General features: G+C 36.1%; 13 protein-coding genes. 6 read left to right on the top strand and 7 right to left on the bottom strand.

Annotation, left to right across the window (positions count from 1 at the left end; genetic code table 11):
• Positions 1–348 precede the first annotated feature (348 nt).
• Positions 349–1,575: a DEAD/DEAH box helicase gene (locus tag Q4503_RS10740; protein WP_303602253.1), complete on the top strand. Its 1,227-nt coding sequence runs from the start codon at positions 349–351 to the stop codon at positions 1,573–1,575.
• Positions 1,576–1,657: 82 nt separating this feature from the next.
• On the opposite strand, the gene Q4503_RS10745 is transcribed toward Q4503_RS10740, so the two are convergent.
• From Q4503_RS10745 to fldB, 5 genes are all read right to left on the bottom strand, one after another.
• Positions 1,658–4,477 carry a TonB-dependent receptor plug domain-containing protein gene (locus Q4503_RS10745; RefSeq protein WP_368506797.1) on the bottom strand — a complete coding sequence of 940 codons (2,820 nt, stop codon included), beginning with the start codon at positions 4,475–4,477 and terminating at the stop codon, positions 1,658–1,660.
• 281 nt (positions 4,478–4,758) lie between these two features.
• The gene (locus Q4503_RS10750; protein ID WP_215971909.1) at positions 4,759–5,829 is read right to left on the bottom strand and encodes a FecR family protein; all 1,071 of its coding nucleotides are present in this window, start codon (positions 5,827–5,829) and stop codon (positions 4,759–4,761) included.
• A gap of 53 nt (positions 5,830–5,882) precedes the next feature.
• Positions 5,883–6,452: an RNA polymerase sigma factor gene (locus tag Q4503_RS10755; RefSeq protein WP_215971910.1), complete on the bottom strand. Its 570-nt coding sequence runs from the start codon at positions 6,450–6,452 to the stop codon at positions 5,883–5,885.
• A gap of 139 nt (positions 6,453–6,591) precedes the next feature.
• The gene (gene srmB, locus Q4503_RS10760; RefSeq protein ID WP_215971911.1) at positions 6,592–7,845 is read right to left on the bottom strand and encodes an ATP-dependent RNA helicase SrmB; all 1,254 of its coding nucleotides are present in this window, start codon (positions 7,843–7,845) and stop codon (positions 6,592–6,594) included.
• Between the two features lie 108 nt (positions 7,846–7,953).
• Positions 7,954–8,469: a flavodoxin FldB gene (gene fldB, locus Q4503_RS10765; protein ID WP_215971912.1), complete on the bottom strand. Its 516-nt coding sequence runs from the start codon at positions 8,467–8,469 to the stop codon at positions 7,954–7,956.
• Between the two features lie 252 nt (positions 8,470–8,721).
• Here fldB and dsbC point away from each other — a divergent pair, with 252 nt between their 5' ends.
• The 4 genes from dsbC (at position 8,722) to lysS (ending at position 14,246) form a co-directional block, all read left to right on the top strand.
• On the top strand, positions 8,722–9,525 hold the full coding sequence (dsbC, locus tag Q4503_RS10770) for a bifunctional protein-disulfide isomerase/oxidoreductase DsbC (protein ID WP_215971913.1): 804 nt from the start codon (positions 8,722–8,724) through the stop codon (positions 9,523–9,525).
• Between the two features lie 36 nt (positions 9,526–9,561).
• Positions 9,562–11,331, top strand: a complete 1,770-nt coding sequence (gene recJ, locus Q4503_RS10775; RefSeq protein ID WP_303602254.1) for a single-stranded-DNA-specific exonuclease RecJ — start codon at positions 9,562–9,564, stop codon at positions 11,329–11,331.
• A gap of 161 nt (positions 11,332–11,492) precedes the next feature.
• Positions 11,493–12,591, top strand: a protein-coding gene (gene prfB, locus Q4503_RS10780; RefSeq protein ID WP_215971915.1) for a peptide chain release factor 2 whose coding sequence is annotated in 2 segments (ribosomal slippage) — positions 11,493–11,567 and positions 11,569–12,591 — 1,098 coding nt in all. Because the reading frame shifts where the segments join, the coding sequence is not laid out codon by codon here.
• Positions 12,592–12,653: 62 nt separating this feature from the next.
• Positions 12,654–14,246 (top strand): lysine--tRNA ligase, encoded by a 1,593-nt coding sequence (gene lysS, locus Q4503_RS10785; protein WP_215971916.1) that lies wholly within the window; start codon positions 12,654–12,656, stop codon positions 14,244–14,246.
• 59 nt (positions 14,247–14,305) lie between these two features.
• On the opposite strand, the gene Q4503_RS10790 is transcribed toward lysS, so the two are convergent.
• Complete coding sequence (locus tag Q4503_RS10790; RefSeq protein WP_215971917.1) at positions 14,306–17,293, bottom strand: two-component regulator propeller domain-containing protein; 2,988 nt, start codon at positions 17,291–17,293, stop codon at positions 14,306–14,308.
• A 307-nt stretch (positions 17,294–17,600) separates the two neighbouring features.
• On the opposite strand from Q4503_RS10790, the gene Q4503_RS10795 reads away from it, so the two are divergent.
• The gene (locus tag Q4503_RS10795) at positions 17,601–18,947 is read left to right on the top strand and encodes a sodium-dependent transporter (RefSeq protein WP_215971918.1); all 1,347 of its coding nucleotides are present in this window, start codon (positions 17,601–17,603) and stop codon (positions 18,945–18,947) included.
• Positions 18,948–19,037: 90 nt separating this feature from the next.
• Here the strand turns inward: Q4503_RS10795 and Q4503_RS10800 are convergent, their stop codons facing one another.
• Positions 19,038–19,748, bottom strand: a complete 711-nt coding sequence (locus Q4503_RS10800; protein WP_303602255.1) for a TIGR01621 family pseudouridine synthase — start codon at positions 19,746–19,748, stop codon at positions 19,038–19,040.
• Positions 19,749–19,782: the final 34 nt, after the last annotated feature.

The raw sequence follows: 19,782 nt of genomic DNA on the forward strand, positions 1-19,782 counted from the left end.
TCGTCTGAGCTTATATTAGATCATAAAACTGTTGAAATTGATATTTTATTAGATCATAAAAATATCGGAATTGGTATAATGTGTTGTTATTGCTTACGGTTTAATGATTTGTTATGCGAACTAATATCGAGGAAACCATCGCATCAGGTTAAGGAGATTAAAGTTTTATATGAACATTAATAAACTTATTTTTTTATGCTGTACCTTGATAGATGTAAGCTATAAAAAAGGTAGCTATCTATAAAGTGGGTAATAATTTTAAAAGCCGCAATTTTCTTTTTTGAGTTTTACCTATATCAGGAGAAAAATCTGATAAACTGACCTTCTTATTTTGTTATGTAAATTGATATGAAATTCTCTAGTATTCCACTCATAAATTCCTTACAAGAAAACCTTAAAGTACTTGAGTATACACAGGCAACTGATATTCAAGTAAAAGCAATACCTCTTATTTTAGCGGGTAATGATGTTATGGCTAGGGCAAAAACAGGTACAGGTAAAACTGCTGCTTTTGCGTTACCAATACTCAATAATCTTCTTGTTACTCCCAACAGAACTAGAGCATTATCTGTTCTGGTGCTTGCGCCAACTCGGGAACTAGTTCAACAGATTTATACGAACTTTAATCAGTATAGTGTTAATACTGATATTAAAGTGGTAGCGGTCTTTGGTGGGGTAAGTATCAAGCCGCAAGTGAGTAAGCTTGCTGAAGGTGTTGATGTTTTGGTTGCAACACCTGGACGATTACTGGATTTATTATTTAATAAGCATATAAGCTTGGAAGCGTTGTCTGTTTTAGTTTTTGATGAAGCTGATAGAATATTAGATCTTGGTTTTAAAGCCGAAATTGATCGTATCATGCAGCAAGTACCAGAAAAAAGACAGACGTTGTTATTTTCTGCCACGTTTGATGATTCTTTATATAAATTTAGTAAATTATTATTAAAAGATCCTCAAGTGATCACTATTGATGAAAAAACGGAAGTGGCCGATAGTGTTGAGCAGTTAGTCTATACTGTTGATGCAGATCGAAAGCGTGAATTACTTTCTTATTTAATTGGCTCTAGGAATTGGAAACAAGTTCTTATTTTTACACGAACTAAGCAAACAGCAGATGAGCTTGCAAAAGAGCTTTGTAAAGATGGTATTAAAGCTAAATCACTCCATGGTGATAAATCACAAGGTGCGCGAGATAAAGCACTATTAGAGTTTAAAGAAGGAAAAACACGCGCTCTGGTTGCTACTGATGTTGCTGCTCGTGGTATTGATATAGCTGATTTGGGCTATGTAGTAAATTATGAGTTACCTTATGTTGCGGAAGATTACGTACATCGTATTGGTCGTACAGGTAGAGCTGGTAAAAGTGGTTTAGCACTTTCGTTAGTTTCACCAAGTGAAGAATGGTTATTAACCGCGATTGAAAAAGTAATTGATGATAGATTATTACAGCAATGGTTACCAGGATATGAGCCTGATTTAACTAAGGTTAGTACTCCTAAAAGACCTGAAAGCAAGAAGAAAGCGCGAGATAAAGCATTAAGAGGTCGCAATAGTAATAATAGACGTAGAAAATAATTATAACTACTATTAATGTTATAAATAAAAAAAACCTGAATTAATTCAGGTTTTTTTTATTTTTATACTTTAGCATACTGTCTTAAAATTTATATTCAACACCAGCATAATAGAATGCGCCATTAAATCCAAATGGTGCAGAACGTCTAGAATATGTAAATACGCCAGGGCTATTAACGATCACATTACCACTTGCATCAACAATAGTACCTGTACGTGAGTTACCAATTTCATTTTTATCAGGGTAAACATCAAATAAATTATTGCCGCCAATATTGAAAGAAATATTCTCATTCATTTGGTAACTTACACGTAAATCAGTTAACACTTCAGCACCATAAGTTTGTTGGCCACCATCCGTTACTGTGTATTCACCATAACGATTAAAAGCTAAGTTTACAGTAAAGTCTCCCACTCTATATAAACCACTTAAACTGATACGATCTTGTGGCTGCCACTCTTCGATAATTGATATATCTTGCTCTGAAAATATTTTATCAGGTGAAACATCGCCTAAACCACTATTGGCAGGTGCAAATATTTTAACAACATCAGTTTCTGTAAAGTTAGCTGCGAAAGTTAAATCTAAATCACCGCCTAACATTTCACCATTCCAAGTGGCTATTATATCAATACCTGATGTTTCGGTATCAGCACCATTAAGAAAGAATTGACCTCCACCAGCACCAGCAGCTAATAAGGCTGAATCTAATGCTGAAGATAAACCTTGGCCTAGTGAGTTGCTTAGGACAATACGATCATCAATATCAATTGAATACCAATCGATAGTTAAATTAATGCTATCAGCAAGTCGAATAACAGTACCAAGACTTAGGTTTGTTGATTCTTCTTCTTTTAACTCAGGAATGCCAATTGCTTGTGCTAACGTTGAATCATTACGGAATGTACCAACCTGGACGGCAATTTGATTACCCGTAGGATCATCTGGATTAGTTTTAAATTGTGTACTGATGTTATTAAAATATAACTGTTGCATTGATGGGGCACGGAAGCCTGTGCTCATAGCACCACGGATGGCAACATCTTCAGTTAAAGACCAATTAGCAGCAAGTTTGAAGTTGCTGCTATCTCCAAAACCATCGTAGTCATCGTAACGTACAGCACCACTTACGATTAAATTTTCAGTGACTTCCATTTCAGTATCTACATAAAATGAAACAACATTACGTGTTTCATCCACTGCAGATATTGCTCCAATACCTCCAAACCCTTGAATACCTGCGCCAGTATCTGTTGCAAATAAACTTTGGCCTAATACCGTATCGTAGTCTCGATATGAATATTCATCACCAGGTGTTATTTTATAAGTATCAGTACGAATCTCAGCGCCCATTGCTAATGAAAACAAATCGAAGTCTTGAGTATAATCAATATTTATTGTTGATAACGCAAGCTCTAAACCATAAGCAAATGCTTCTCTAGGTACTGAATTACGTATTTCATCAGGTGTGATATCAGCGTATGAACCGTCAGCATTATATTGTAAAGCATTAGCATAAGATGAATTGATAGAATCACTTGTTGTATAGTCAATATTGTTTTGACCATAGGTATAAGACAAATCTAATGAAGCACCATTATCAAATTCAGTTTGGTAGCCAAAGTTATAAGAAATATCTTTAATATCTGAATTTATTTTAGGTAAAAAGCCCATTGGTACAGTGGCATCGCCATCTAGCAATGGTGCATTACCATCAGTATTTGCATTATGGCGAAAGAAAGCGGCTGATTCATTGTCACGTTTTGAGTAAGTAATAAAACCATATAATTCGCCATTACCTAGCTCATAACCAGTGTTAACGGTTAAACCAAATTGATTTGAGTCTGCATCGCCAATTCTAAAAGTATTACGTGTCGCTGTTGCCTCACGAGGATCTCCTAGTAGCATGGTGCCATCGCCTATGTCAGTACAGCCAGTAAATTGGCATGAACCATGTAAACCAGCTCTGTTCGTATAGCCGCGATCTCGAAAATTCAAGGTAGTATTTAAATACCCATTATCTCCCAAAGCAAATCCCTTTGAAATATCCACATTTGTGGTTTCACCATCACCTTCTGAATATTCACCATAAGAAACAGCTGCTTTACCACCATCACTCGCATCATTTAGAACAATATTAATAACACCTGCTATTGCATCAGAGCCATATTGTGCAGCAGCACCATCTCTAAGTACTTCTATCCGTTTAATTGATGAAGCTGGAATCGCATTCATATCTGTACCGGCTGTGCCACGACCAACAGAAGTATTTATATGTATTAAACTTGCTTGATGGCGTCGTTTTCCGTTGACAAGAACTAGGGTTTGATCAGGTCCTAAGCCACGTAAAGTTGCCGGACGAAGTGCATCTGTGCCATCACTGATAGCAGAGCTTGAAAAGTTAAAAGAAGGTGCAATCGCTTGTAGCATTCTACCTACTTCTGTTTGTCCTGTATTAGCAAGAGCTTCTGCTGAAAGAATGTCAACAGGTACAGGTAAATCATCAGCTGATCGTCCTGCAACACGACTACCAATAATAGATATTTTCTCTACACTAGTCTCATCTATTTGGGCTGTTTCTTGGGCTAGAGCAGTTTGGCTAGCAGCACCCAATATCATAGGGATTAGTGCTAATTTTACTTTGTTATTTTTCATTGTTGTAATTCCTCTATAGTGTTTATCAACTTGAATGCTAAGTTGACCAGAGTTATTAACAACAGCAATTAAGCCAGAGTCTTGTAATAATTTTTTGAGACCAGAGCTTACTGAGAAATAGCCTTTTAACTCATTTGCTTGATACTGCTTGGCTAAATCAAACGAGAATATAATGGTTTGATTTGATTTTTGGGCAAATGCAATTAGGGCTTTATCAGCTCGTTGTTTGTTAATATCATAGCGCATCAAACTAGCAGCATTTGCACTGAGCGTTACTAGAACTATATTCACGCTAATGAAATATTTTAATAACGGTTTTAGCTTAGCTGAAAGTTGGAACAGACGAAATTTATCTCGCCAACGGTGCAGTATTAATAAACAAGTGAGCAGAAGAAATCCTCTATGGTTTTATAAATTAATTTTAATTATTTAAATTAAGCTAAATGGTGAGAAATAGCTAGTAAACAATGAAAGCATATTTTTATAAAATGGCAGGGAGATTAGAATCTATATTTTACGTAGGTAGATCATTCATTAAGCGCAAGTAAAATTGTACTATTAGCAGCCTTTGAATAACTAATATTAAAATTACTTTTCAGTGATGCTAATAAGCCTTCTACATCATTAGCTTTAAAATACCCAGAGACTTTAATATCAGCAATTGTCGGATCAGATATTTTAAAATGAGTTTCTGTGTATCGGCTTACTTCAGCGAGCGCATTAGATAATGATTCACCATTAAAAATGAGCATACCTTGCTGCCAAGCTAAATCACGTTGTATCTGATCAAGTGATACTTGTTCAATAGGCATATCAGGCTGTTTGGTTATTGTGGCTTTTTCGCCTGAACTTACCAATATTCCAGGGAGTTCTGTTTGGTTTGTGTTTTCATCTGTTGTCAACAGAGTATGCCTTATTACTTCAAGTGTTTCTGTTGCTTTAGTAATTAAAACTCTACCTTCAGTTACCATCAATTCAATATCACTATGACTATTTTTTTGTACATTAAATATAGTCCCTAATGCGGTGAATGATTTATCCCCCGAGGTTACAGTGAAGGGACGTGATTTATCTTTAGCTATATCAAACCTTGCTTCCCCTTGCATTAATGTTAACTGGCGTGATGATGGGGTGTAAGATACATGAACAATCGTATTGGTATTTAATTGAATGTGAGTACCATCATTCATAGTGAAGCTGTTCTGTTCACCTATATTGGTTTTTAATATTTGTATTTGTGTTAATGATTGCTCGTTTAGTGAAGGGATGAAAGGTATAAATGATTTATCAACAAAGGCATTAACTGAAAGTATAGAAACAATAGCAACACTGGCAGCTAATACTATAGCAGAGAAATGATGACGAATTTTTTTAAGCTTATCTAGTGGAAATAAATCACTTAATTCATTAAGAACAGAAACATCATCCCAATAAGAAGCCATTTCCAATAACGCATTGAGATGTGCAGTATTTTGCTCGCACCAAAAAACTAATTCTTTTTGTTCAGATAGTGATAAGCCACGATCCATACGACTAATCCAAAGGCACGCCTGTGCCTGGATGTCTTCTTTAGTGTGAAACTGGCTTACATTACTCATTGCGTTACTCGATTATTCTTCGATATTTTTAGTTTATTGGCTAGTATTAGTTGCTACATTTGTACTTTTGCTTTTTTAATATTTTTAATTACTGAAGTTTGACCTTCTTTATGATGCCTTTGTTCCATATATTGAAAACTTTTTAATAAACCTTTAGCGACGTGCTTTTCAACGGTACTTTCACTTAACTGTAAGTACTGGGCTATTTCTTTTTGACTAAGCCCATACACTTTCTTTAAAATAAAGCATTTACGTACAGTGCCTGATAATTGCTCTGTAGCTCGACAAAAAGATAAAAATCGTTCTTTAGATTCGTAGTCGTCTTCAAAGTGATTACTACTCAACTCTAGAGGAAGTTCAACAAAGCTCTCTATTGAATCATTATATTTATTGTCCCATTTCGCATTATGGTTATAGGCAATGTTTTTAGCTGTTTTAAGCATATAACTACGAGCATACTTTATTTCTTGCTTCATATTTGCTTCGTAGCTACGTACAAAGGTTTCTTGTACTATGTCATCAATATCATCAGGTTTAACAATACGACTAATAAGGGCTTTGATCGTCCTACGATAACTGATAAAAGTGTCGGTAAGCTTATTTTTATTATCTTTTTGGGTCATTTTCAATCCCGATAAAGGCAACTACTTTTAGTCTGCTCGCAATGTGTGTTGTGTGATTCATTTAGGTCATTATTCATCGTTAAAGAAATCACACATGCGTTACGTTACAAAAGGCTAAACAATTATTAACGCATAATTTTTAATTTTTAGATTTGCTTTTTTTGGCTTTTTTCTTGCTCTGTTTTTTAGCTTTAGCTTTTTTCTGTGAAGTTGTACGTTTTACTTTAGCTTTTTTGCTAGCAACTTTAGCCTCTTTATTTTTTGGACGAAGCTCATTAATAATTCTTCGTTGAAGACGTTCATTTTGATAACGCTCAATTTTGCCGACAACTCCCATATCATGAGCTTCTATTAATGAAATAGCCGTACCTTTTGAGCCGGCTCTTCCTGTACGGCCAATACGATGGACATAAATATCGACTTGGCGTGGCATATCAAAGTTAATAACATGGGTGATATCATCAATATCTAACCCTCGAGCGGCAACGTCTGTTGCTACCAGTACTTTTACCTCACCATTTTTAAAACGTTCAATTGCTTGATTGCGCTTGTCTTGTGGCATTTTTCCTTCAAGCCATACACAAGGTAATTCTTCCGCATATAATTTGCCTGATAAATACTGAACTGTTTCTCTTTTATTAGCAAAAACAACCGTTCGGTTAACACCTTCCTGTTTTAATGTATTTACTAACAAATCTAGTTTATGCGATGCATTGTCTGCAAGATGTATCCATTGATGTATTTTAGCTTTTTCTTTACGCGAAGGCGTTGCTTCTAAAAACTCAGGCTCTGTTAATACTTCTTTTGCAAAACGAATAACACCTGTACTTTCTAATGTTGCTGAAAAAAGCATGGTTTGTTTACGCCAACGAGCTTCACCTACTATGCGATTTATGGCTTCGCTAAAACCTAAATCTAACATGCGATCGGCTTCATCAAGGACTAATATTTCAATTTCTCGCGCATCAAACTGCTCATTCTCTATGTATTCTAATAATCGTCCAGGTGTTGCAACTAAAATATCGGTTGTGCTGTTTAAAATATCATTATGGCTACCATAATTTACTCCACCAGTGATAACGCCTGTTTTTATTTTAGATAATTTAGTCAGGTTTTCACTATCTTCACCTATTTGAATGGCTAATTCGCGTGTAGGCGTTAAAATTAATACTCGAGGAAAACCAGGTTTAGTACGAGGGTAATCAAGTAGGTGCTGAGCAATAGGAAGCAAAAATGCAGCTGTTTTACCTGTTCCTGTCGGTGCAGAAGCAAGTATATCTTTACCTGTCATTGCTTGTGGTATGACTAAGTCTTGGATAGAGGTAGGTTTTTTGTAACCTAATGCTTTCACATTGGCTAATAATTCTGAGTCGAGATCAAATTGCTCAAACATAAATGATTTTCACTAATTTTAGATGGATATTACTATTGCGTTATTATAGAGGTTTTCATGATGTCTGTAACTACTTTATCTCATAAGCAATAACCATCTATATTAAAACTAACTTTCACTATATTCTTCTAAAATTTGCTCACACCATTGTTGAATTCGATGTTCACTGAGATCGTACTGATTATCTTCATCAAGTGCTAAACCAACAAAATGTTGACTATCTTCAGTGAGTGCTTTTGATGCTGAAAATTCATAGCCTTGGTTAGGCCAATAACCGATTAATGTTGCTCCTTGAGCAATTACTTGTTCATGTAACATGCCTAACGCATCTTGAAACCACTCGGTATAACCTATTTGGTCTCCCATGCCATATAACGCAACAACTTTGCCACTCAAATCAATAGCATTAATATCTAGCCAAATAGATTCCCAATCTTCTTGAAGTTCGCCATAATCCCATGTGGAAATGCCCAATATAATAAAGTTGTAATCAAGACAATGTGCTAACGGTACATCTTTAATATTATGTAATTCAACTAAATCAGCGCCTATGGTTTCTTGAATTTTTTCAGCTGCTATTTCGGTATAACATGTACTTGAGCCATAGAATAAGCCAATTTTCATATTAGTTTGCCTAAAGTGTAAGAATAGATGTAATACTAAATGAAGTAGTTTATTAATTATTTCATTTGGTATAAATTGCCATGATCTTAACAAAAGCATTTAGTACAATTCAATTTATTGTTTGCAAAGTTACACTATCGGCTGTAATTTCATTGGCAACAAAGCGGTCTGCTTATCTGCGTAGTATTAAGTGAGTAAAAAATTACTGCACTTAGTTTCATTATTAATCGAAATAAATTTAGGAAATAAAGTATGTTTAACAAGTTGTTTATTATTGGTGGTGTAGTTACTGCAGTCGCAGTTGGCTTTTTCTCAGTGAATCAAATGGCCGAAGCACATGACGCATCTGAATCAAATCATGTTGTAAAAAATGTTGAACCAGCGTCAGCAAAATTAAATGTTAATGTGCTAAAGGCAAAAATCAAAGCAAAGTTAGGTTTAACTATTAATAAAGTTGAAAAAACACCTGTACCAGGTATCGCTTTGCTTATGAGTGATCAAGGTGTCTTTTATTCTAGTTACGATGGTGATTACTTTATTCAAGGTAAAGTTTACAGTTTAGTTTCTAAAGTAACAGACTTATCTGAAGCGAGTTTAGCTAAAGTTCGCCTTGATGGCGTTGACAAATTTAAAGATGATATGATTGTTTTTAAAGCAAAAGATGAAAAATATGTTGTATCAGCTTTTACTGATATTAGCTGTGGTTATTGCCGTAAAATGCACAAACAGATGGCTGAATATAACGATCTTGGTATTACTTTTCGTTATTTAGCTTTTCCTCGTGCAGGTATTAAAGATCAAGCAGGAAACTATTCTCAAGGATTTAAAGATTTACGTTCGGTTTGGTGTAATGAAGATCCAAAAGCAGCCATGACTCGTGGAAAAAATACCGGTAGTGTTGCTTATCGTGTTTGTGATAAACCTATTGAAGAACAGTTAAATTTTGGTCGTCAAATTGGCGTTAATGGTACACCAGCATTAGTTTTATCAAATGGCATGTTAGTACCAGGTTACCAAGAGCCAAAACAATTATTAAAATTATTAGAAAGCATATAATTTAAATTTTAAATAAACAATTAAGACCTATAAAGTATGAAAAAAATAATTCGCCGCGAGCATTTTAGTGACGATCACCTCCCTAATAGCTTGCCGCCTATTATTAAACAAATTTATGCTTGTCGAGGTGTTCAAACAGCAAAACAATTAGACTTAAAAGTAGCAAATTTAGAAGGATTGAGTGCTGTTGAAGGGACTAGCTATGTCTTAAAGGGGTTAGACGATGCTAGTGCATTGCTCTATCAGGCTCTACTCGATAACACTAATATTATTATTGTTGGTGATTTTGATGCTGATGGAGCAACGAGTACGGCCTTAATGATGGTTGCTTTATCTTCTATGGGGAGCAGCAATCATTCATTTTTAGTGCCTAATCGATTTGAATATGGTTATGGGTTAACGCCTGAAATAGTCGATATTGCTGCAAGCCAGGGGGCAGAAATGCTAGTGACCGTTGATAATGGCATTAGCTGTGTTGCCGGTGTTAATCGTGCAAAAGAGCTTGGCTTACAAGTGATTGTTACGGATCATCATTTACCTGGCCATGAGTTACCAAAAGCCGATGCCATTGTTAATCCTAATCAACCTAATTGCCCATTTCCAAGTAAATCGCTCGCTGGCGTAGGGGTCGCTTTCTATGTAATGCTAGCTTTACGCAGTTATCTTCGCGAAAAAAACTATTTTACAAAGCAAAATATTAATGAACCCAATATTGCTCAATTACTTGATTTAGTTGCTTTAGGTACAGTCGCTGACGTTGTTTCACTTGATGGCAATAATCGAATCTTAGTCGAGCAAGGCCTAAAACGCATACGTGCAGGACAAACTCGCCCTGGTATTCAAGCATTAATTGAAATAGCCAATAAAAACCAACAGCGTTTAGTTGCGTCAGATTTTGGTTTTGCGCTAGGGCCAAGAATAAATGCAGCCGGTCGCTTAGATGATATGTCTTATGGGATTAATTGCTTACTTGCTCCTGATTTAATTAGTGCTAGAGCGATGGCAGTAGAGTTAGATGACTTGAATAAAGCACGAAGAGAAATAGAACAAGGCATGCAGATAGAAGCTGAAAGCGTTTTTAAATCATTAAGCTTTGATGAACATAACTTACCCAGTGCGATAGCACTGTATCAACAAGACTGGCATCAAGGTGTTATTGGTATTGTTGCTGGGCGTTTAAAGGAAAAATACCATCGTCCTTGTATCGTCTTTGCAAAAGGCAAAGACGATGAACAACGTCAATCAGAAGGCCAAGAAATTAAGGGATCTGCTCGTTCTATCCCTGGCTTACATATACGCGATTTGTTAGAACATATCGATAGTCAAAATCCAGGCTTAATTTTGAAATTTGGTGGTCATGCTATGGCTGCCGGCTTATCAATTAACTTGAAAAACTTTGAAAAATTTCAAAAGGTGTTTAACGAGTTAGCAAGCCAATGGCTCAAAGCAGAAGACTTACAAAGTATCATTTTATCTGATGGCGAATTAGACACTAATCACATCACCTTAAGCTTTGCTGAGCAATTAAGAGACGCAGGACCATGGGGCCAAAACTTTCCAGAGCCATTATTCGATGGCGTATTTTCCTTAATACAACAGCGTATTGTTGGGGAAAAACACCTTAAACTAGTGCTTGAAAAAGCAGGTGTGGTGATTGATGGAATCGCCTTTAATGTTGATCTTAAAGCTTGGCCAAATCCTAAGGCAAAACAAGTACATTTAGCTTATCGATTAGATGTTAATGAGTTTCGTGGTAAACGAACAGTACAGTTGATGGTTGAACACCTTACCGTTGCTGAATCCTAGACATTAATTACTTTAACGCGAAGTCAAAAATCACTGATTCTTAGTCGTTTATTTACTCATATTTTTGCGCTATAATGCGCCACTATTTTTTGCTGTTTAGCTCGTTATTATCAGCTGTATATTAATGCTTATTTAGCTTGAAGGATTCTATTCGAAGACTTATGTTTGAAGTTAACCCAATAATAAATAAATTAAAAGAAATCCGTGAACGTGCTGACTTACTTCGGGGGTACCTTTGACTACGATGTTAAAGCTGAGCGCCTAGTTGAAGTTTCACGAGAATTAGAATTACCTGATGTTTGGAATGAGCCTGAACGGGCACAAGCATTAGGTAAAGAGCGCAGCTCACTAGAAGAAGTGGTTAATACCATTGTTGAATTAGAAACGGGTTGTGATGATATAGAAGGTTTACTTGAGCTTGCGATTGAAGAAGAAGATCAAGAAACCTTTGATGATGCTCAAGCCGAAGCTAATACGCTAGATACTATTTTACAAAAGCTAGAATTTCGCCGCATGTTTTGTGGTGAACAAGACGCTAACAATTGTTATTTAGATATTCAATCGGGATCTGGCGGTACAGAAGCGCAAGATTGGGCTGAAATGCTAATGCGCATGTATTTACGTTGGGGTGAAGCGCATGGTTATAAAACCGAAGTGATTGAAGTGACTGGCGGTGATGTTGCGGGTATTAAAGGTTGCACTATTAAATACACGGGTGAATATGCTTTTGGCTGGTTACGAACTGAAACTGGTGTACATCGCTTAGTGCGAAAATCACCATTTGATTCATCAGGTCGACGTCATACTTCATTTGCTTCAGCGTTTATTTATCCTGAAATAGATGACAATATTGAAATTGATATTAACCCTGCAGACCTGCGTATTGATACTTTTCGTGCTTCTGGCGCAGGTGGTCAGCATGTAAACAAAACTGATTCAGCTATTCGTATTACTCATGAACCGACGGGGGCTGTAGTTGCGTGTCAGGCAGACCGTTCTCAGCATAAAAACCGTGCCACGGCGATGAAGCTTCTTAAAGCAAAATTGTATGAAATGGAAATGCAAAAGCAAAATGAAGGTAAACAAGAGTTAGAAGATGGTAAGTCAGATATAGGTTGGGGTAGTCAAATTCGCTCTTACGTACTAGATGATAGCCGGATTAAAGATTTAAGAACGGGTGTTGAGAATAGAAACACCCAGGCCGTATTAGATGGTGATTTAGACAGATTCTTAGAAGCCAGTTTGAAGTCTGGTTTGTAGGATTAATCTTTAAATAATCCATTCAACACATTGAAAAACTAAAGATAACTTTGAGAAACATAATGACAGATAAAGCCACTAAAGCCAGTCAAGCAAATAATGCACCTGCAGCACAAGATGAAAACAAGTTGATTGCTGAACGTCGTGTAAAGCTTGAAAAAATTCGCTCTAATTGTTCAGCAAATGGTTTTCCTAACGATTTTAATCGTGAACATTTAGCTGCAGATATTCAAGCTGAACACGGTGAAAAAACAAAAGAAGAACTTGAAGCGCTACAAGTTACCTATGCTATTGCTGGTAGAGTAATGGCAAAACGCGGACCATTTTTAGTAATCCAAGACTCGTCAGGTCGTATTCAAGGTTATGCTGAAAAAACGGTACAAAAAGAAATTAGAGAAAAATGGGGTTCATTAGATATTGGCGATATCGTTGGTATCAAAGGTATTTTACATAAATCAGGTAAGGGTGACCTTTACGTGAATATGGATGAATACTCATTATTAACTAAGTCTTTACGTCCATTACCAGAGAAATTTCATGGTTTATCTGATCAAGAGACTAAATATCGTCAACGTTACATTGATTTAATTATTAATGAAGATACACGTAATACGTTTAAAGTTCGTTCAAAAATTGTGGCTGGTATTCGCAACTTTTTAACACAACGTGATTTTATGGAAGTTGAAACGCCAATGCTACAAATTATCCCTGGCGGTGCAACAGCTAAACCATTTATGACTCATCATAATACCTTTGATCTGGATATGTACTTACGTATAGCACCAGAGCTTAACTTAAAACGTTTAGTTGTTGGTGGCTTTGATCGTGTATTTGAAATTAACCGTAGTTTCCGTAATGAAGGTATTTCAACGCGTCATAACCCAGAATTTACCATGATTGAATTCTACCAAGCCTACGCTGATTACCATGATCTAATGAATATTACCGAAGAAATGTTACGTACCATTGCACAGGACGTTTTAGGTACTACTACAATTCGTAATACGGTTAAAAATAGTGATGGCGAAGTAGTTGAAGAAAAATTCTATGACTTTGGTAAACCTTTTGCTCGTTTATCTATGGTTGATGCAATTTTAACTTATGGTAAAAATCATCATGGCGCTGATCAATTAGATGAAGCGGCATTACGTGATCCAGAAAACAACTTCGACGCAATAAAAGCAATGGCAAAAGCGGTTGGTGTTAAAGAAAGTAGTGCTTCTAAAGTATGGGGGCCAGGTAAATATATTTGTGAAATCTTTGAAGAAGTAGCAGAGCATTTATTAGACCAACCAACGTTTATCACAGAATACCCATGGGAAGTGTCACCACTTGCACGCCGTAATGATAAAAACCCATTCATTACTGACCGTTTTGAGTTTTTTGTTGGTGGTCGTGAGTTAGCGAATGGTTTCTCAGAGCTTAATGATGCGGAAGACCAAGCTGAACGTTTCCAAAAGCAAGTAGCTGAAAAAGATGCTGGCGATGATGAAGCGATGCATTACGATGCCGATTATATCAATGCGTTAGAGTACGGTTTACCGCCAACAGCAGGTGAAGGTATTGGTATTGATCGATTGGTTATGTTATTTACTGATTCACCAACAATTAAAGATGTTATTTTGTTCCCGCATATGCGCCCAGAAACAGACTAATAATAGCCTCTATCTAAACGACGATATTAATATGTTTAATATCGTCGTCTTATCGCTAACTAGCTATCATCTCCCCTTGATTTTGTCCGTATCACTTGAGTGATACGTTTATCTACTCTTTTGTTATTATCACTGTCTTGGCTTTGGTAAATTCTGGCTTGATTACGCCCATTATGTTTAGCAAAATATAGTGCCTGATCCGCTTGATTAAGCATTTTATCGTACTCACTGACTTCACTATTATCAGTTAATCCTATACTTATTGTAATATTAAGGTTTTCTGCGATACTTGAAAAATCATAATTCTTTATTGATACTCTGAGTAAATCACATAAATCATAAGATTTTTTAACATTGTTGTTAATTAATAATGTGAACTCTTCGCCACCCCAACGTGCTAATTTTATTTGTGCTGAACTAGTTTGAATAACCGTTTGTAGAATGTCAGCAACCTTTTTAATTACTTGGTCACCAATAAAATGTGAGTACTTATCGTTAACATCTTTGAAGTGATCAATATCTATTATCGCTACTGTTAATGGTTGCTGTGCTAATTTTGCTTTCTCAAAATCATTATTACACCATTCATCAAATGCACGACGATTAAACAATCCCGTGAGCTGATCATGATTAGCTTGATAAGAAAATAATTCTGCCTGTTTTTTTATCTCAAGTGTTTGCTGCTCAATAAGTTGTTTTAATTGTTCTTGACTACGTTTGATGGTGATAATTCGGTAGCGATAAAGCATAAATAAGGTGAAGCAAACAATGATGACAATAAATAATCTAAAAGAGGTTGTTTGCCAATAAAGCGGGGTAATGGTGAAATTAATAGTCGCTAAATGCTCTTGCCATTGACCACTAGGATACTTTGCTCGCATTTTAAAAGTATAGTCACCGGGCTCTAAATTTGTAAATTCGGTGAATGTTTTATTATTTTTATTTTGCCATGTTTTATCAAAACCAATCAGCTGGGTTTGATATTCAATATGTTTAGACATTAAATAACCTAAACCTGCATAATGAATTGTGATGCGAGATGCGCCTTTAGGTAAGATTATTGTGGGCTGTATAGGGTAAGATTTTCCATCGACTTCGAATTGCTCAATAACTACAGGAATGACTTTTTCTGCCATTCGTTGTAATCTTTCATTATTAATATGGCTAACGCCTTTTGAGGTAGCAACCCAAACACTGCCATCTTTATGAAGCGTGGCGGCAGGTGTTGATCCCCCATTAGCTTGTGAGCTAAGTAGGCCAACACCCTCCGCAAATAATTTAAAATCGACGGACTTACTCTTGCCGTGAATAATACTATCAATTTCTTCTCTGGTAACACTAATAATGCCTCGGTTACTCGTTAACCAAAACGTATTGCTTTCATCGATAACTATTTGAAATATTTTATCTACGGGCAAACCGTTTTCTTTATTGACGGCCTTCATTTCATTGGTTGTTAAATTAATATAAATAAGGCCTCGATCGGTTGCCATCCATAGAGTGTTTTGTTCAACATAAAAACCAAAAGCATATTCCGCATCAAATTTATCATTCAATCTATAAGTTTGTATTGCACCTTTATCGTAAGAAGCTATACCATCACCGGTGCCAATCCATACTTTACCAAACTCATCTTCAGCAAGGGTCATTATAAAGCTGGCCGGTAGGCCACTTTGTTTGTTAAATATCTCTAACGTATTGTCAGGTGATATTTTTGCTAAGCCAGAAGCTGTTCCGACCCAAAGGTTATTAGCTGAATCAACTAAGATACTTCTGATCTCATTGCTTGGTAGGCCTGTTTTGACGGTTAATAATTCTTCAAGTTGATTATTTGAAGTGGTAAATAGCCCTTGATTGTATGTGCCTACTAAAACTTCTTGCTGTGGTGTTTCTGCTAAACTTAAAACGGAAAGGCTTCTGTTTTGGTTGACGTTAATAGAGGTAACTTGCTCGTTAACAATTTTATTTAAGCCTTTGCTGTTACCAACCCATATACTGCCATCTGAATGAGATAAAACGCTGCGTACGTAATTCCCTGATAAGCCTTGCTTCGTCGTTAAGGTAATAAATGGTGCTTCTCGTAAGCGAAACAAACCACTACTTGTACCAATCCATATACTCTGCTCTCTATCTTGGTAAAGTGCGGATATTCTATTATTGGGTAAACCACTTTGATCATTTAATTGTTCCAAGTTATTGTTATGGAGTCTAAATATTCCGTGGTTATCAGTTCCTAACCAAATATTGTGAGCTTTATCTTGCAGTAAGCTGCTAATTCTTTCATTAGCCAGTTGAGGGTGTAATAGTTCAAAAATACCATTAACTTGTTTATAAGCTCCTTGCTTGGTCGCTACGATAAGTTTGTTGTCATGGGTTAAAAGAATATCGTCGGTGGGAGAGTTAGGTAAACCATATTGTTCATCAAAATGGCGAACAATGCTTTGATTGTTAACTGAAAATATACCTTTATTTGTTGCTACCCAAATAGTACCTTTATTATCTTCAACTATTTTATAGGCGCGTATATTATCAATAATAACTGTATCTTGTTGAGAGCTTATATTACGGTAAATAACGCCTTTTCCTTCTAGGGCTAACCAGATATTGCCATTGTGATCGTAAATGGCGTGGTTAATCATAGTAGTTGCTAAAGAGGCTGCTGCCCATTGGTTATTATAGCGCTCTGATAAGCCACCACGAGCACCTGCAACTAATAATTTACCCTCGGGCGTAGAGGTTAGGCTTTTTATTGATGAATCGGGTAACCCAATGGCAGAGCCACGCGTAAATACTTTGAATTCTCTGCCATTGAATCGAGCTAATCCTTCCCAGGTGGCCACCCAAAGGTAGCCATCAGTCGTTTGAGATATAGCGTTAATTCCATTGTGTGGGAGCCCATCATGGGTACTCCATGTTTGGCTAAAGTAATCGGTTAAAGGAAGTGTTTTTTCAATGGAATGTGTTTCAGCTGCTGATACATGGATGTAAGTGGTTGAGATACAAAATATAAAAAAGGAAAAGTTAATCGCGATTGATAAATATTTCAAAGCAGAATTCCTGTAACAGTAAATAACTTGTTTAATTAATATTCTAGCAATGTTCTACAGTTTTTGGCGATTTATTTAATGATGAGGAAAATAAGTCTACTGTTGAACTATAGATATAACTTCATAGTTACATTGATGAAAAAAACTATATATTATAAGACTACTTTTCTTGATCGCTTTTAAGTAGATTATGTTGTTGCGTGAAATAAGCATCAAACTATAAAGTGAATGACTTTGTAGAAAAATGAATTGTAGAAGAAAATAACCGTGAGTTAATAAATGAAAATAATAAAAATGAGAGTTAGTAATGGATAAATTAAGAGGTGGTTTTAGCTCACGCTTAGGTTTTATTTTAGCTGCAGCTGGGTCAGCTGTCGGACTAGGTAACATCTGGGGGTTCCCAACACAAACAGCAAGTAATGGTGGCGCAGCTTTTGTTTTAGTGTACTTGGTTCTTGCATTTAGTTTAGCATATCCAGCATTTATGGCTGAATTATTAATTGGCCGTTATGGGCAAGCCAATGCGGTTACGTCCATGCAGAAAATGTCTCGCGCACTGTGGCAAAAACGTTTTGCGTTTGTTGTTGGTTTTGGCGGTATTGTTTGTGCTGCACTTATTTTGAGTTTTTATGGCATTCTTGCCGGTTGGATGATGTCGTATGCAATTGAGCCAATCACATCAATGTTAGGGCTTAACGAAACATCAAGTTGGTTAACATCACAATCAATTATGCGTAATTTAGTCTTTACTGGTTTGTTTATGTTACTTACGGTGGCCATTATCAGCCGTGGTGTTGAAGAAGGTATCGAGAAATGGTCAAAAAGATTAATGCCAATGCTTATTGGATTACTAGTTTTATTGATTATCTATGTCTTTACTTTAGAAGGCGCAGAAGAGGGCTTCGCTGCTTATTTACAGCCTGATATTTCGCGAGTTTTCGAGCCTGATTTGTTAATTAGCGCACTTGGCCAAGCTTTCTTTTCTTTATCGCTAGGAACGAGTGTCATGATTATATATGGCTCTTATATTTCTAAAACAGAAAACCTAGTTTCACTTGGAGCGCAAGTAACGTTAATTGATGTTTCCATCGCCTTCCTTGCAGGCTTGTTAATTATCCCTTCTATGTATGTCGCACAATATCAAGGTGTTGCTATTTTTAGTGACGATGGAAGCTTAATTTCGGGTCCTAATTTAGTGTTCGATGTGCTGCCAACATTGTTCAATAGTATGGGCAGTATTGGTTTATTTGTTGCTCTTGGTTTCTTTGTTTTAATGTCTATTGCAGCGTTAACGTCTTCTATTTCAATGTTAGAAGGGCCAGTATCTTTTGCTGTTGAACGTCATAATGTAGAACGCAAGAAAGCAACGGCATTAGTAGGATTAGGGATATTTATACTAAGTACAATTATCATATTAAATTTTGATGAGCTTTTTGGTTTAGTTATTTCTATTTCAACAGTATACGGACAACCATTAATTGCTATGTTGTGTTGTGTTTTTGTTGGTTGGATTTGGCAACGTAATCAAATACTGAAAGAACTAAAGCAAGGGAATGACATGGTTGAACATAGCTTCTTTTGGAAAATTTGGCCGTGGTACACTAAATTTGTTTGCCCAAGTGCTATTGCTATTGTATTTTTTCATTCTTTATAAATGGCTTTATTATAGATAGTTAGCGCCATACCCGATTACTGCATATTGTTGTTAGATTAGGTATGGCGTAAATGATGGCTTTTTTTTAGGTTACAGTTTAGGCCAATTTAACAACCAAGGTTTATTTAGCTGCTCTAGCATATCAGCTAAACAACCTGCTTGAAAAAAATCGCCTTCATCAGGTGGAAAAATAAACTCATAAGGTTCACCTAAAAACTCAAACCGTAAAGCATAGGCGTGTAGATAACCTCTATCAGCAGGTACTTTTGAGTGAGTTTTCGAATTTGTACTATATAACGGGTCGCCAATAATTGGAGCGCCAATACTACTTAATGCTACCCGTAGTTGGTGTGTTTTACCTGAGTGAGGTTTTAGTAAATATAGACGCTGTTTGTTTTCCATACTATAAGAAAAAAACTGTGTAATCGCAGGATTTTTCTGCGTTCTCATAAGCTTAAACATGCCTCTACGACTTTTTGCCATATCTCCTTTGATCAGCCCCTGTTTTTTAGTTGGTTTAGTATCGCTAATAGCAAGGTAATACTTTTCTACTTGGTGTTTTTCAAATAACTCACCAAAGATTTTTGCACTGATATTATTCTTTGCAAACACCAGTAAACCCGAAGTCATCTTATCTAACCGATGAATAGGGTAGAGCTCTTGGCTGCTATCTTCGCCAAGTATATATTCTTTTACTTTTGAGAATAGCCCTGAACCTGGTATGCCTTCATCATGAAAATTCACGTCTGCATTTTTTGCTATGACAACAAAATCATTGGTTTGTGAAATAACTTTAAACATTTTATCAGTCTACTTGTTGGTATTATTTGCTATG

The organism is Colwellia sp. 6_MG-2023, from assembly GCF_030547765.1.
Lineage (GTDB): Bacteria > Pseudomonadota > Gammaproteobacteria > Enterobacterales > Alteromonadaceae > Colwellia.

Excerpts from the sequence above, each read along its gene's own strand:
- Q4503_RS10745 (WP_368506797.1), bottom strand. The coding sequence starts at position 4,477 with ATGCGCTATGATATTAACAAACAACGAGCTGATAAAGCCCTAATTGCA.
- srmB (WP_215971911.1), bottom strand. The coding sequence starts at position 7,845 with ATGTTTGAGCAATTTGATCTCGACTCAGAATTATTAGCCAATGTGAAA.
- Q4503_RS10800 (WP_303602255.1), bottom strand. The coding sequence starts at position 19,748 with ATGTTTAAAGTTATTTCACAAACCAATGATTTTGTTGTCATAGCAAAA.
- Q4503_RS10755 (WP_215971910.1), bottom strand. The coding sequence starts at position 6,452 with ATGACCCAAAAAGATAATAAAAATAAGCTTACCGACACTTTTATCAGT.
- fldB (WP_215971912.1), bottom strand. The coding sequence starts at position 8,469 with ATGAAAATTGGCTTATTCTATGGCTCAAGTACATGTTATACCGAAATA.
- Q4503_RS10740 (WP_303602253.1), top strand. The coding sequence starts at position 349 with ATGAAATTCTCTAGTATTCCACTCATAAATTCCTTACAAGAAAACCTT.
- recJ (WP_303602254.1), top strand. The coding sequence starts at position 9,562 with ATGAAAAAAATAATTCGCCGCGAGCATTTTAGTGACGATCACCTCCCT.
- Q4503_RS10750 (WP_215971909.1), bottom strand. The coding sequence starts at position 5,829 with ATGAGTAATGTAAGCCAGTTTCACACTAAAGAAGACATCCAGGCACAG.
- dsbC (WP_215971913.1), top strand. The coding sequence starts at position 8,722 with ATGTTTAACAAGTTGTTTATTATTGGTGGTGTAGTTACTGCAGTCGCA.
- Q4503_RS10795 (WP_215971918.1), top strand. The coding sequence starts at position 17,601 with ATGGATAAATTAAGAGGTGGTTTTAGCTCACGCTTAGGTTTTATTTTA.
- lysS (WP_215971916.1), top strand. The coding sequence starts at position 12,654 with ATGACAGATAAAGCCACTAAAGCCAGTCAAGCAAATAATGCACCTGCA.